The sequence below is a fragment of the Streptomyces fumanus genome (genome assembly GCF_014655295.1).
Lineage (GTDB): Bacteria > Actinomycetota > Actinomycetes > Streptomycetales > Streptomycetaceae > Streptomyces > Streptomyces fumanus.
On the sequence record NZ_BNBI01000008.1, the window covers coordinates 360,975 to 374,757 of the forward strand.

Here is a 13,783-nt window from a genome sequence, read left to right on the forward strand (position 1 = left end):
AAGCCAACTCGTCGTGCTCCCTGGTGAGGTGGGGCGGGCCCGGATCATCCCGCCGTACCGGTCCGGTCACCGCTGGGGAGGACACCGGTCCCTTACATCTACCGGTGGTTGTCGGGGGCGCCGCCTCCGGGTACCGCCCGGCCGCCGCCTAGGGTGGGGGCATGACGACGAGGTACGCGGCGCTGCTGCGCGGGATCAACGTGGGCGGCAGCCGGAAGCTCCCGATGGCCGAACTCCGGTCGCTGCTCGCCGATCTCGGCCACCAGGACGTCGGCACCCACCTGCAGAGCGGACAGGCCGTGTTCACCTCCGGCCACGGCGACGAGGAGTCCCTGGCCGCCGAGCTGGCGGACGCGATCGAGCGGCGGTTCGGCTTCGCCGTGGACGTGATCGTCCGCGACCACGCCTATCTGCGGGCGGTCGTCGAGGCGTGCCCGTTCCCGGCCGCCGGGCTGGCGCCCAAGCAACTCCACGTCACCTACTACTCCGCTCCCGTCGACGCCGGGCGGTTCGCGGAGATCGACCCCGCCGGGTACCTGCCGGAGGAGTTCCGCCTCGGGGACCGGGCGCTGTACCTGTACGCCCCGGACGGCCTCGGCCGTTCCAAGCTGGCCGAGGCCCTCGCCCGGCCCCGCGTGACCCAGGGCCTGATCGCGACCAGCCGCAACTGGAACACCGTACGCAAGCTGGTGGAGCTGACCGCCCCCTGACGGCTCAGGCCGCCGCCCGCAGCGGAGTGCGGGCCGCCTCGTACCGCTCCACCACCACCCGCGCCACCTCCGGCGCCGGGCCCAGCACCCCGGCCAGGACGTCCGCCCCCACCGCGCCCCGCGCGATCCGGTCCGGCAGCCGGCCGGGGGCCAGCACGTACGGGGCGACGGCGACCCGCGCGCAGCCCAGCTCGCGCAGTTCCCGTACCGCCTGTTCGGTGCGGGGAAGGGAAGCGGAGGCGAACGCAGGCCGCACGGCGCACCAACCGGTGTGCCGCCACTCCCGCGCGATGTCAGCGATCACTGCGATCGCCTCCGGGTCGGTGGACCCCGCCGAGGCCAGCACGACCCCGGTCGAGGACTTGTCGGCGGGCGTCAGCCCCGCCTCGTACAGCCGCCGCTCCAGCGCCGACAGCAGCAGCGGGGAGGGGCCGAGCACCTCGGCCTGCCGGATCCGCAGCGTGCGCGGGGCCTCGGCGAGCACCGCCGGGATGTCCGCCTTGGCGTGGAAGGCGCGGGTCAGCAGCAGCGGGAGCGCCACGACGTCCCGGACGCCCTCGGCCGCCAGGGACGCCAGCACGCCCGGCACCGAGGGCACGGTGAAGTCCAGGAACCCGGTCTCGACCCGCAGCTCCGGGCGGAGCGAGCGGACCCGGCGGACCAGGGCGTGCACGGTCGCGGCGTGCCGCGGGTCGCGGCTGCCGTGGGCGACGACGAGGAGGACCGGCGCGGCCATGGCCCTCAGCCCCGCACCAGCAGACCGCGGCTGCGCAGCACCCAGCGCTCCAGCGGACTGAAGATCAGCAGGTCGATGGCGATGCCGACGACCAGGATGAGCAGGATGGCCTCGAACACCATGGCCATGTCGCTGGCGTTGCGGCCGTTCTCCAGCAACTGGCCCAGGCCCACGCCCAGGTCGGGGTAGGAGGCGATGATCTCGGCGGCCATCAGGGACCGCCACGCGAACGCCCAGCCCTGCTTGAGTCCGGCCACATAGCCGGGCAGCGCGGCCGGCAGCACGATGTGCCAGGTCCCCTTCAGCCCGGTCGCGCCCAGCGTGCGCCCGGCGCGCAGGAACAGCGGCGGCACCTGGTCCACGCCGGACACCAGGCCGTTGGCGATGGACGGCACCGCGCCCAGCAGGATCACCGCGTACATCATGGAGTTGTTCAGGCCCAGCCAGATCACCGCGGGCGGCACCCAGGCCACCGACGGCAGCGACTGGAGCCCGGACAGGATCGGCCCGATGGCCGCCCGGACGAACCGGACCCGGGCCACCAGCAGCCCCAGCGGGGTGCCGATCACCAGCGCCATCAGGAAGCCGGACAGGCCGCGCGAGACGCTGGTCCAGATGTAGCCGAGCAGTTCGCCCTGGAGCCAGGCGTCGCGGACCACGTGCCACACGTCGGCCGGGGCGGGCAGCTTGGTCGGGTCGTCGACGATCTTCAGGGAGATCAGCGCCTGCCACACCGCCAGCACCAGCAGCACGGCGACGACCGGCGGCAGCACCTTCTGCGTCAGCGTCTGCCGCCACGGCGTACGGCCGCTGTGCTGGGTCTCCAGCGCGTCCAGGCCCGCCTCCAGGCCGGCGAGGTCGCCCGCCTCCCTGGTGGGCGGGGGAGTGTCAGTGCTGGCCATGGCGACGGATCTCTCCCCGCAGTTCTTCGGTGATCTCGACGGACAGTTCCGCGACCTCGGTGTCCTCGATCCGGCGCGGGTGCTCGATGCCGACCGTCCACTGGCGGGCGATCCGCCCGGGACGGGAGGACAGCAGCACCACGCGCTCGGCGAGCCGGACGGCCTCGCGCACGTTGTGCGTGACGAACAGAACGGACAGCTTCGTCTCCCGCCAGATCCGGGTCAGCTCGTCGTGCAGCACGTCACGGGTGATCGCGTCCAGCGCGGCGAACGGCTCGTCCATCAGCAGCAGGCCGCTCTCCTGGGCGAGGGCGCGGGCCATGGCGACGCGCTGGCGCATCCCGCCGGACAGCTCGTGCACCCGCTTGCCGTACGCGCCCTTCAGCCGGACCAGTTCCAGGAGTTCCTCGGCCTTGCCGCGGCGCTCGGACTTGGGCACGCCGCGCAGCCGGAGGGCGAGTTCGATGTTCTTGCCCGCGGTCAGCCACGGGAACAGGGCGTGCTCCTGGAACATCAGGGCGGGCCGCCCGTCCGTGGTGATCTGCCCGGCGCTGGGCCGGTCCAGCCCGGCGACCAGGTTGAGCAGCGTGGACTTGCCGCAGCCGGAGGCCCCGAGGAGGGTGACGAACTCGCCGGGCGCGACATCGAGGCTGATGTCGTCCAGCACGAGCTGGGGTCCCGCGGGTCCGGCGAACGACTTCGAGACGTGCTCGATCCGGGCGGCGTGGGTGGCCGTGCCGGTGCCGTCGGCGGCCTTGGCGAGGGTCGTGGCCATGGTCGTCACCTCCTGGGTCTGGGTCTGGGTCGGTCGGGGTCGGGGATACGGGCGGGCGGGCCTACGGCACGCCGAGTCCGGCGTCGTCGACGGCCGGTTCGCCCGCGCTCCGCAGGACCTTGTTGAGCGGGGCGAGGTCGTAGATGCCCCGGAGGTCGGGCCGGTCCAGCAGACCGGCCTCGACCGCGTGGCCGGCCTGGGTCTCGAGGGTCGCGGCCAGCGGGTCGTCGGTGACCTGGATGGACCGCCACGCCGGGTCGAGGACGGCGGCGGGCAGCGCCTTGCCGGTGTCGGCGGCCAGTTGCTCGTTGGCGGCGGCCTTGGCGGCGTCCGGGTGGGCCTTGATCCACCGGTTGGTGGTGACCGAGGCGCGCAGCACCGCCTCGACGGCCTCGGGGTGCTCGTCGAGGAACTTCTGCGACACGATGACGTTGGTGATCACGAACTTCTTGTCCGGCCACAGGTCGGCCTCGTCGAGCAGCACCTCGCCGCCCGCGGCGACCAGTTTGGACGCGGTCGGCTCCGGGACCCAGGCCCCGTCGACCGATCCGGACCGGTAGGCGTCCGGGGTGACCTTGTTGTCGCTGCGGACGACCGTGACATCGCCCTTGCCGCTCTGCGCGTCGACGTGCCAGCCCTGTTCGGCGGCCCAGTCGAGGAAGGCCACGTCCTGGGTGTTGCCGAGCTGCGGGGTGGCGATCCGCTTGCCCTCGACGTCCCGCACCGACCTGATCTTCTCCGGGTTCACCACCAGCTTCACCCCGCCGGACGCCGAGCCGCTGACGATCCGCAGGTTCCGGCCGTCGGACCGGGCGTAGCCGTTGATCGCGGGGGACGGGCCGATCCAGCCGATGTCGAGGGAGCCGGAGTTGAGCGCCTCGATCTCGGAGGGACCCGCGTTGAACACCGCGTACTTCGCCTCGGTGCCGCCCAGCGCCCGCTGGAAGAAGCCCTTGCGGGCGCCGACCAGCGCGGTGGCGTGGGTGATGTTGCCGAAGTAGCCGATGCGCACCGAGTCCAGGCCGTCGGTCTTCGGGGCACCCGCGACGGCCCCGGCGCGGGCGTCGTCCTTGGCCTGCGAGCCGTAGCCGCAGGCGGCCAGGGCGAGCAGGGGCAGCACGGCGAGCACCGCGAGGGCGCGGCGCGCGGCGCTGGTGGCGGGTCTCGGTGTACGGGGGTGGCGCCCCGCGCGGGCGAGACCCTCGGTCAGAAGTCCCACCCGTCGTCCTCGGTCGCGTCCGTGACCGGCTCCGGCGAGGCGAACGACTCGCCGACCATGCCGGCGGTGAGCGTGGTGCCGTCGCTGGGGTCGATCAGGATGAACGACCCCGTGCGCCGGGAGTCGGCGTAGGAGTCGGCGGGCAGCGGCTCGGCGGTGCGGATCTTGACCCGGCCGATGTCGTTGGCGACGAGCTGTCCGGGGTGCGGGTGCAGGGACAGGTCGGCGAGGGTGAGCCGGGCCGGGATGTCCTTGACGATCGCCTTGACGGTGCGGGTGCCGTGCTTGAGCAGCACCCGGTGGCCGACGGTCAGCGGCTGGTCGGCGACGTGGCAGACGGTGGCCTCGACGTCCTGCGTGGTGGCCGGCGCGTCCTTGCGGGGGACGATCAGGTCACCGCGGGAGACGTCGAGGTCGTCTTCGAGCAGCAGGGTCACCGACTGCGGGGTCCAGGCCACCTGGACCGGCTCGCCGAGCAGGTCGATGCCGCTGATCCGGGTGGTCCGCCCGGACGGCAGCACGGTGACCTCGTCGCCGACCCGGAAGGTACCGGCGGCGATCTGGCCCGCGTACCCCCGGTAGTCGGGGTGCTCGGGGGTCTGCGGCCGGATCACGTACTGCACGGGCAGCCGGGCGTGGCAGTGCGCCAGGTCGTGGCTGACCGGCACGGTCTCCAGGTGCTCCAGGACGGTGGGCCCGCCGTACCAGTCCATGTGCGCGGAGGGTTCGACGACGTTGTCGCCGACCAGCGCCGAGATCGGGATGGCGGTGACCTCGGGGACGCCCAGCTCGGTCGCGTACGCCGTGAACTCCTCGGCGATGGCGGCGAACACCGGCTCCTGGTAGCCGACGAGGTCCATCTTGTTGACGGCGAGGACGACGTGCGGGACGCGCAGCAACGCGGCGATGGCGGCGTGCCGGCGGGTCTGCTCCACGACGCCGTTGCGGGCGTCGACCAGCACCACGGTCAGCTCGGCCGTCGAGGCGCCGGTGACCATGTTGCGGGTGTACTGCACGTGCCCGGGGGTGTCGGCGAGGATGAACCGGCGCCGGGGGGTGGCGAAGTAGCGGTAGGCCACGTCGATGGTGATGCCCTGTTCCCGTTCGGCCCGCAGGCCGTCGGTGAGCAGCGCGAGGTCGGGGGCGTCCTGCCCGCGGGAGGCCGAGACCCGCTCCACGGCCTCCAGTTGGTCGGCGAGCACCGACTTGGAGTCGTGCAGCAGCCGTCCGACGAGGGTGGACTTGCCGTCGTCCACCGAACCGGCGGTGGCGAACCGCAGCAGGGTGGTCTCCGCGAGCACCTCTGGCGTGGTGCTGGACGTCGTGATGCTGGTCATGGCTAGAAGTACCCCTCGCGCTTGCGGTCTTCCATCGCGGCCTCGGAGAGTTTGTCGTCGGCGCGGGTGGCGCCGCGTTCGGTGAGGCGGGAGGCGGCGATCTCGGCGATGACCTTGTCGATGGTGTCGGCGTCGGAGTCGACGGCGCCGGTGCAGGACATGTCGCCGACGGTGCGGTAGCGCACCCGGCGCTTGTGCACCGTCTCGCCGTCCTTGGGGCCGCCCCAGGCGCCGGGGGTGAGCCACATGCCGGCGCGGGAGAAGACCTCGCGTTCGTGGGCGAAGTAGATCTCGGGCAGGGCGATGTCCTCGCGGGCGATGTACTGCCAGACGTCGAGTTCGGTCCAGTTGGACAGGGGGAAGACGCGGACGTGTTCGCCGGGGGCGTGGCGGCCGTTGTAGAGGTTCCACAGCTCGGGGCGCTGGCGGCGGGGGTCCCACTGGGAGAACTCGTCGCGCAGGGAGAAGACACGTTCCTTCGCGCGGGCCTTCTCCTCGTCGCGGCGTCCGCCGCCGAAGACGGCGTCGAACCGCTCGCTCTGGATCTTCTCGGTCAGGGGGAGGGTCTGGAGGGGGTTGCGGGTGCCGTCGGGGCGTTCCTTGAGCACACCGCGGTCGATGTAGTCCTGGACGGAGGCGACATGGAGGCGCAGCCCGTGGGCGGCCACCACACGGTCGCGGTACTCAAGGACTTCGGGGAAGTTGTGTCCGGTGTCCACATGGAGCAGGGCGAACGGCACCGGGGCGGGTGTGAACGCCTTGAGCGCCAGGTGGAGCATGACGATGGAGTCCTTGCCGCCGGAGAAGAGGATCACCGGCTTCTCGAACTCGCCCGCCACCTCGCGGAAGATGTGCACCGCCTCCGACTCCAGCGCGTCCAGGTGGGAGAGGGCGTACGGGCTGTCGGTCTCCTCGGTGCGGGTCACCGCGGTGGTCATGCCAGTCCCCTTTCGCTGAGCAGGGCGTACACCGCCGCGGCGGACTCCTGGACGGTCTGGTCCTGCGACTCGATCCGCAGATCGGGCGCGACCGGCTCCTCGTACGGATCGTCGACGCCGGTGAGCCCGGTCAGCTCACCGGCGGCCTGCTTGGCGTACAGGCCCTTCACATCGCGCACGGAGCACACCTCGACCGGCGTCGCGACGTGCACCTCCAGGTACCCGGTGCCGTTCTCCTGGTGGCGCTTGCGCACCGCCTCGCGGCTGTCGGCGTACGGGGCGATCACCGGGACGAGGGCCAGGACGCCGTTGCGGGCGAGCAGTTCGGCGACGAAGCCGATGCGCTGCACATTGGTGTGCCGGTCCTCGCGGCTGAAGCCGAGGCCCGCCGAGAGGAACTCGCGGATCTCGTCGCCGTCGAGCACCTCGACGCGGCGGCCCTCGGCGCGCAGCCGGCCGGCCAGCTCGTGGGCGATGGTGGTCTTGCCGGCGCTCGGCAGACCCGTGAGCCAGACGGTGGCTCCGCTCGTCACGTGATTCTCCTGAAGGTGGGGGGTCGACGTCATCCGTGCAGCCCGCACTCGGTCTTGGCCCGCCCCGCCCAGCGTCCGGCGCGGGCGTCCTCGCCCGCCAGGACCCGGCGGGTGCAGGGCGCGCAGCCGACGGAGGCGTAGCCGTCCATCAGCAGGGGGTTGGTCAGTACGCCGTGCTCGGCCACGTAGGCGTCCACGTCGTCCTGGGTCCAGCGGGCGATGGGGGAGATCTTGACCTTCTGCCGCTTCTCGTCCCAGCCGACGACCGGGGTGTTGGCCCGGGTCGGGGACTCGTCGCGGCGCAGCCCGGTCGCCCAGGCCAGATAGCCCCGCAGCCCCTCCTCCAGCGGCCGCACCTTGCGCAGCTTGCAGCACAGGTCGGGGTCGCGGTCGTGCAGCCTCGGGCCGTACTCGGCGTCCTGCTCGGCGACCGTCTGCCGCGGGGTGAGCGTGATGACGTTGACGTCCATGACCGCCTCCACCGCGTCCCGGGTGCCGATGGTCTCGGGGAAGTGGTACCCGGTGTCGAGGAACACCACGTCCACACCGGGCATCGCGCGGGAAGCGAGGTGGGCGACCACCGCGTCCTCCATCGAGGAGGTCACGCAGAAGCGCTTGCCGAACGTCTCGGCGGCCCACCGGAGGATCTCCGGCGCGGAGGCGTCCTCCAGCTCGTGGCCCGCCCGCTCGGCGAGCGCCTTGAGATCCCCGGTCGTCCGCTCGTCTTCCTGAGTAACCGTCATATCTGTTCCCCTTCCGAGGGGTCGGCCCGAAGCCCGCGGGCCAGCAGCCCGAGGAACCTCAACTGGAATGCGCGGTTGCACGCCGCGCATTCCCAGGCCCCATGGCCCTCTTCGTTCGGACGCAGGTCCTCGTCGCCGCAGTAGGGGCAGTAGAAGGGCGCGGCCCGCTCGGTCACGACAGCGCCTCCTCGGAGGCGCGCGCGGCCCAGGTGGCGAACCGTTCGCCGTCCTCGCGCTCGGCCTGGTAGCGGCGCAGGACCCGCTCGATGTAGTCGGGCAGTTCGTCGGAGGTGACCTTCAGCCCCCGGACCTTGCGGCCGAAACCGGGGTCCAGGCCGAGCGCGCCGCCCAGGTGCACCTGGTAGCCCTCGACCTGCTCGCCCTCGCTGTTCACGACCAACTGGCCCTTGAGACCGATGTCCGCCACCTGGATACGGGCGCAGGCGTTCGGGCAGCCGTTGAGGTTGATGGTGAGCGGCTCGTCGAACTCCGGCAGGCGGCGCTCCAGTTCGTCGATGAGCTGGGAGCCGCGGGCCTTGGTCTCGACGATGGCCAGCTTGCAGAACTCGATGCCGGTGCAGGCCATGGTGCCGCGCCGGAAGGTGGACGGCCGGGCGGTGAGGTCCAGCGCCTCCAGGGACTCCACCAGCGAGTCGACCCGCTCCTCCGCGACATCGAGGATGATCATCTTCTGTTCGACGGTGGTGCGCACCCGGCCCGAGCCGTGCGCCTCCGCCAGGTCGGCGATCTTGGTGAGGGTGGTGCCGTCGACGCGGCCGACGCGCGGGGCGAAGCCGACGTAGTACCGGCCGTCCTTCTGCCGGTGCACGCCGACGTGGTCGCGCCAGCGCGCCACCGGCTCCTCGGGCGCGGGACCGTCGATGAGCCGGCGCCCGCCGAGGTACTCGTTCTCCAGCACCTCGCGGAACTTCTCCGGGCCCCAGTCGGCGACCAGGAACTTCAGCCGGGCGCGGTTGCGCAGCCGCCGGTAGCCGTAGTCACGGAAGATCGACAGCACGCCCTCGTAGACGTCCGGGACCTCCTCCAGCGGCACCCACGCGCCCAGCCGCACGCCCAGCTTGGGGTTGGTGGACAGCCCGCCGCCGACCCAGACGTCGAAGCCCGGCCCGTGCTCGGGGTGCCGTACGCCCACGAAGGCCACGTCGTTGATCTCGTGCACCACGTCCAGCACCGGCGATCCGGAGATCGCGGTCTTGAACTTGCGCGGCAGGTTCGAGTACGCCTTGTTGTTCAGCACCCGGCGCTTCATCTCCTCCAGCGCCGGGGTGCCGTCGATGATCTCGTCCTCGGCGATGCCCGCGACCGGGGAGCCGATCATCACGCGGGGCGTGTCGCCGCACGCGGTGACCGTGGAGAGGCCGACAGCTTCCAGCCTCTGCCAGATCTCGGGCACGTCCTCGATCCGGATCCAGTGGTACTGCACGTTCTGCCGGTCGGTGATGTCGGCGGTGCCGCGCGCGAACTCCTGGGAGATCTCGCCGATCACCCGCAACTGCCGGGTGGTGAGCCGGCCGCCGTCGATGCGGACGCGCAGCATGAAGTACCGGTCGTCCAGCTCCTCCGGCTCCAGCACGGCCGTCTTGCCGCCGTCGATGCCGGGCTTGCGCTGGGTGTAGAGGCCCCACCAGCGCATCCGGCCGCGCAGGTCGTTCGGGTCGATCGAGTCGAAGCCCCGCCGGGAGTAGATCGTCTCAATACGTGTCCGTACGTTGAGACCGTCGTCGTCCTTCTTGAACTGTTCGTTGCCGTTGAGCGGGGTGTGATGACCCACGGCCCACTGACCCTCGCCACGGTGACGGCTCACCTTGCGGCGGGGAGTCGCGGCAGCGGGGTTCTGCGGGGTGGCGGCCATGGTTGACACGTCCTTCGGGACAGGCGGGAAACGACTCTGACCTGCGCGTACGGGCGCATGGGCATGGGTGCGCGGCGTCGCGCGGGGACAGGCGTACGAGAAGGGGGACCGGTGCTGCTGGAGAACTCTCAGCGCGCCGGACAGATGGCGCTGGACATGCGGCCGAGGTCGACGTGCCGCCGACTCACCAAGGCGATTCCGTATCCAGGCATGACGGAAGCGTGGCACGGCGATCTGAACAGAGTCCAGCTTCGTCCGAGATGCGGACACCCTTGTCTCGCTGGACGAGACAAGGGTGTGCTGGGTCACATCTGCCGGCCACGGTGTGTCGGCGCAGGTCAGGCGGGTCGGACGGGGGTCAGACGGGGTAGGCGCCGGGCCAGGGTCCGGGGGTGGGGGCCGCGGGCTCCTCCGCGACCTCGGTATCGAACAGCCGGAAGCCCCGGCGCTGGTAATTGGCCATCGCGTGCTCGCCGTCCTTGCTGCACGTGTGCAGCCAGACCCGCTTGGTCGGGGGCAGTTCCGGCCAGCGCTCCCCGAGGTCCCAGGCGCGGGCGGTGCCGTACGACAGCAGGTGCCCGCCGATGCCGCGGCCCCGGAACGCCGGGATCAGGCCGAAGTACTCGATCTCCACCGACCCCTCCTCCCCGGGCGTCAGCTCCACGTACCCGGCGGGCGTGCCGCGGTCGTAGCAGACCCAGGTCTCCACGCCGGGCCGGGTCAGGTGCTCCTGCCACCGCGCGTACGTCCAGCCCAGCCGGTCGGTCCAGTGGATGTCGCCGCCGACCGAGGCGTACAGGAACCGGCTGAACTCGGGCGAGGGCACCTCGGCGCGGACGACGCGGACGTCCCCCTCCGGGGCGGGCGCCGGGAGCAGGTCGCTCGGCGCGGTCTGCTCCAGGGACCAGGTGGTCACGGGGATGGTGGTCATACCGGACACCCAATCACCCGGCCCCGGCACGTGTCGACGGGCCCCCGCGCGGCTGCCGGTCATCCCGTACGGCCCCTGGTCGTCCCGTACGGCCCCTGGTCGTCCCGTACGGCCCCTGGTCATCCCGCGCGGCCCCTAGTCGTCCCGCGCGGCCCTCGGTCGTCCCGCACGGTCCTCGGTCGTCCCGCGCGGCCCCCGGTCGTCCCGCGCGGCCCTGGGCGGGCCCGGCGGCCCGCACCGGCTACCCCAGCGCCCCGTCCACCGCCGACAGCGGCAGGGCGAACAGCATCCGTCCCGACTGCGACCAGATCTCGCCGGTCTCCGGCCAGTACGACAGGGAGCCCGCCCGGCCGCTCCAGCAGCGCTGGGAGTGGTCGGCGCCGCACTCGGTGGTGTGCGCCCCGGCGGTGTTCTGCCGCCACAGCGTGCCCCGCCCGTCCCAGGCCCCGGCCGTGCCCAGGTACCAGTCGGCGCGGTCGGCGCCCACCGGGCGGTGGGAGAGCACCCCGCCGACCGCCGTCGCCCGGGTCTCGTACGCCTCCCGGGCGTCCACGTGCCCGTCGGCGTCGGCGGCGGGCAGGCCCCGGCGGGCCGGGTCGGCGCTGAGGGCGTACCGCCACAGCCGGGTGGGCCGGCCGGCGTCGGCCGGCACCGACTCGCCCGCGACCAGGCTGGCGGGCGAGGTCCCCCGGTCCAGGGAGAGCGCGGCGGGCCGGGCGGCGCCGGGCGCGGCGGACATCGCGTAGCTGGCGACGGCGGGCAGCACGTACCGCTCGCCGTACGCGGCCCAGCCGCCGGGCACCCGGCCGACGGCGGCGCCCTCGGCGGTGGCCCGCTGGATGCGGTCGAGGTCGTAGACGTAGAGCCCGGCGCGGTCCCCGGCGCCCGCGGTGACCAGCAGCTTGTCCTGGTACCAGACCATGCCGGAGACGGGCGAGGACAGCGCCCGGTAGTCCTGGCCGCCGTCGACGGGGACGACGAGCAGCGCGGAGGCGTAGGCCGGCCGCGCGGTGTGGTCGGCGTCGACGAAGGAGACCCGGGCCAGGCCCTGCCCGGCGGTGCCGTCGGCGCGGCTCCAGGCGGAGAGGATCACCCGGTGCCGCCCCCAGCGGCCGTCGTCGTCGGCGTCCCCCGAGGTGGTGACCGCGCCCGGGGACCAGCCCCGGGTGTCGGCGTCGGCGAAGCAGTACGCGCGGGTGGCCGCCGGGGCGACGGGCAGCGCCTCCCGGTCCTCCTCGGTGCACCCGTCGCCGTCGCGCAGGGTGCGGTCGGCGTGGGCCAGGACGGTGCCGACGCCGACCGGGTCGCCCATCGCCGAGCTGAGCCGGCCGAGCCAGCGCCGGGGCACCTGGTGCTCGGTCAGCCGCAGCGGGCCGGTGTCGGCGGCGGTGAGCGGTTTCAGGCCACCGGTGTCCTCGACGACCTCGGCCTGGGACGCGCTGATCATCGTGGCGGCGGCCGTGAGGGCCAGCGCGGCCCCGGCCAGGGTCGCGCGCAGGGCCGTACCGCGCCTGCGCCGGCGGTGTCTGCCGCGATGCGTCATAGAACCTCCACGGACGCCGGACCAACTGCGCCCGATGATCCTCGCGTTGACCGAGAAGCAGATGGGACGGCCCGCAGCGATGCTACGGCAGGCGGGCGGGCCACGGGTGCGGACCCCGGGAATACGTGGCAGAAAGCGCCGTCACACCCCACGTGTGGGTGCCGGTTCGGCCCCCCGGAGGGAAGGCGCGCCGTCACACCCCGCCCGCGGGCGCGCTGACCCGCCGCTGTTCCGTCACGACCGGTCCGGTCGAGTGGGGGAGCAGGTCGCGGGGGTCGGCGGGGAGCAGCACCTCGACCTCCGCCGCCTCGCAGAAACGATACGGCCGGTGTTCGAGGAGCCCGCCGAGATACCGCCGCACCCGGGACATCTCGGCCCGGACGGTCACCGTGCGGGCCGGGTCGCCGAACATGTCCTCGGCCAGTCCCGCCGCGCTGCGGCCGGTGCGGCGCAGGGCCAGCAGGTAGAGCAGTTCGGCGTGCCGGGGACTGAGTTCATGGGCCCAGGCGCCCGCGCCGCCGCTGACCCGCACGCGCGGGCGGCGCGGCTGGGCCAGGTCCAGCTCGATCCGGGTGGCGCCGCCCGGTTCGGGGGTGCCGCCGGCCCGCACCAGCCAGCCGTCGGCGAGCGGCTCCAGCGTGCAGGGGCCGAGCGCGGGCAGCCACCGCGGGCCCGGCGAGGGCGAGGCGGGCAGCCCGATCCGGGGCGTGTACGGCATCCCGGTCACCGCCGCGGTCCAGCCGTTGCGGTCCACCGCCAGGGCCGGACCGTCGATCCGGGCGAGGACCGGCGCGGCCACCGCGCGCAGCCCTTCCAGTGTCCGCGCGTGCAGCTCCCGCAGGGTGGCCTCGGCGAGCTTGGCCACCGAGGAGACCCAGGACAGGGTCGCCGGGTGCATGGTCTCCAGCGGGCCGCTGACGTCGACCACGCCGATCAGCCGCCCGTCGCGCGGGTCGGTGATCGGGGCGCCCGCGCAGGTCCAGGTGGCGTGCGTGTGGACGAAGTGCTCGGCGGCGAAGACCTGGACCGGCCGCCGGGTGACCGCCGCGGTGCCCACGCCGTTGGTGCCGACGATGTCCTCCCGCCAGTCGGCGCCCACCTCGAAGCCGAGGCCGTCGGCCTTGCGGAGCACCGGCAGGCTGCCCTCCCGCCACAGCACCCGGCCCTCGTCGTCGGCGACCACCATGATGTGCTGGGCGGCGTCCGCGACCGTCAGCAGGCTCTCGCGCAGCACCGGCAGGACGTGCCGCAGCGGTGAGGTCTCCCGCCGCCGACGCACCTCGTCCGGCGGCAGCAGCCCGGCGTCGACGCCCCGGTCGGGGTCGACGCCCCGGCGCAGCAGCCGTTCCCAGGACTGCTCTATCACCGGGCGCGGCGCCAGGGACGCCCGTCCGCCGGACAGCCGGGCGGAGCGGACCTCGCTGAGCACCCGGGCCGCGAGCGCCGCGTTGCCGGTGGCGACCCGTGCCGAGCCCATCTGCACCACGTCCGCCTGGGCCACGTCCGCCTGGGCCACGTCCGCCGGGGCCGCGTCCGCTTCGGC

Annotated in this window: 15 protein-coding genes; 1 reads left to right on the forward strand and 14 read right to left on the reverse strand. The window is 73.2% G+C overall.

The window, feature by feature from the left end; all coding sequences use genetic code 11:
- The first annotated feature begins 161 nt into the window (after positions 1-161).
- The gene (locus IE316_RS19625; RefSeq protein ID WP_190205715.1) at positions 162-710 is read left to right on the forward strand and encodes a DUF1697 domain-containing protein; all 549 of its coding nucleotides are present in this window, start codon (positions 162-164) and stop codon (positions 708-710) included.
- A gap of 4 nt (positions 711-714) precedes the next feature.
- Here IE316_RS19625 and IE316_RS19630 read toward each other — a convergent pair whose 3' ends face one another.
- The 14 genes from IE316_RS19630 to IE316_RS19690 form a co-directional block, all read right to left on the reverse strand.
- Positions 715-1,446: a sirohydrochlorin chelatase gene (locus tag IE316_RS19630; RefSeq protein WP_190205716.1), complete on the reverse strand. Its 732-nt coding sequence runs from the start codon at positions 1,444-1,446 to the stop codon at positions 715-717.
- A 5-nt stretch (positions 1,447-1,451) separates the two neighbouring features.
- Positions 1,452-2,348, reverse strand: coding sequence for an ABC transporter permease (locus IE316_RS19635; protein WP_190205717.1), 897 nt, complete (start codon positions 2,346-2,348; stop codon positions 1,452-1,454).
- The gene (locus tag IE316_RS19640; RefSeq protein ID WP_190205718.1) at positions 2,335-3,123 is read right to left on the reverse strand and encodes an ABC transporter ATP-binding protein; all 789 of its coding nucleotides are present in this window, start codon (positions 3,121-3,123) and stop codon (positions 2,335-2,337) included. Before IE316_RS19640 ends, IE316_RS19635 begins: the two co-directional genes overlap by 14 nt.
- Before the next feature lie 61 nt (positions 3,124-3,184).
- Positions 3,185-4,342, reverse strand: a complete 1,158-nt coding sequence (locus IE316_RS19645) for an aliphatic sulfonate ABC transporter substrate-binding protein (protein WP_229910469.1) — start codon at positions 4,340-4,342, stop codon at positions 3,185-3,187.
- On the reverse strand, positions 4,330-5,679 hold the full coding sequence (locus tag IE316_RS19650; protein WP_190205719.1) for a sulfate adenylyltransferase subunit 1: 1,350 nt from the start codon (positions 5,677-5,679) through the stop codon (positions 4,330-4,332). Before IE316_RS19650 ends, IE316_RS19645 begins: the two co-directional genes overlap by 13 nt.
- Positions 5,680-5,681: 2 nt before the next feature.
- The gene (gene cysD, locus IE316_RS19655; protein ID WP_190205720.1) at positions 5,682-6,617 is read right to left on the reverse strand and encodes a sulfate adenylyltransferase subunit CysD; all 936 of its coding nucleotides are present in this window, start codon (positions 6,615-6,617) and stop codon (positions 5,682-5,684) included.
- Positions 6,614-7,150 (reverse strand): adenylyl-sulfate kinase, encoded by a 537-nt coding sequence (gene cysC / locus IE316_RS19660; protein ID WP_190205721.1) that lies wholly within the window; start codon positions 7,148-7,150, stop codon positions 6,614-6,616. The genes cysD and cysC overlap by 4 nt, the downstream gene beginning before the upstream one ends.
- A gap of 29 nt (positions 7,151-7,179) precedes the next feature.
- A complete protein-coding gene (locus tag IE316_RS19665; protein WP_190205722.1) occupies positions 7,180-7,893 on the reverse strand; it encodes a phosphoadenylyl-sulfate reductase in 714 nt (237 codons plus the stop codon).
- Entirely contained in the window at positions 7,890-8,069 is a 180-nt protein-coding gene (locus tag IE316_RS19670) for a hypothetical protein (RefSeq protein ID WP_190205723.1), read from the reverse strand. Before IE316_RS19670 ends, IE316_RS19665 begins: the two co-directional genes overlap by 4 nt.
- Entirely contained in the window at positions 8,066-9,766 is a 1,701-nt protein-coding gene (locus tag IE316_RS19675; RefSeq protein WP_190205724.1) for a nitrite/sulfite reductase, read from the reverse strand. Before IE316_RS19675 ends, IE316_RS19670 begins: the two co-directional genes overlap by 4 nt.
- A 128-nt stretch (positions 9,767-9,894) precedes the next feature.
- Positions 9,895-9,978, reverse strand: coding sequence for a putative leader peptide (locus IE316_RS36265; protein ID WP_351056814.1), 84 nt, complete (start codon positions 9,976-9,978; stop codon positions 9,895-9,897).
- 146 nt (positions 9,979-10,124) lie between these two features.
- Complete coding sequence (locus IE316_RS19680; RefSeq protein ID WP_190205725.1) at positions 10,125-10,697, reverse strand: GNAT family N-acetyltransferase; 573 nt, start codon at positions 10,695-10,697, stop codon at positions 10,125-10,127.
- A 241-nt stretch (positions 10,698-10,938) separates the two neighbouring features.
- Positions 10,939-12,240 carry a hypothetical protein gene (locus IE316_RS19685; RefSeq protein ID WP_190205726.1) on the reverse strand — a complete coding sequence of 434 codons (1,302 nt, stop codon included), beginning with the start codon at positions 12,238-12,240 and terminating at the stop codon, positions 10,939-10,941.
- A gap of 193 nt (positions 12,241-12,433) precedes the next feature.
- Positions 12,434-13,717 carry a GAF domain-containing protein gene (locus tag IE316_RS19690; protein ID WP_190205803.1) on the reverse strand — a complete coding sequence of 428 codons (1,284 nt, stop codon included), beginning with the start codon at positions 13,715-13,717 and terminating at the stop codon, positions 12,434-12,436.
- Between the last annotated feature and the right edge of the window lie 66 nt (positions 13,718-13,783).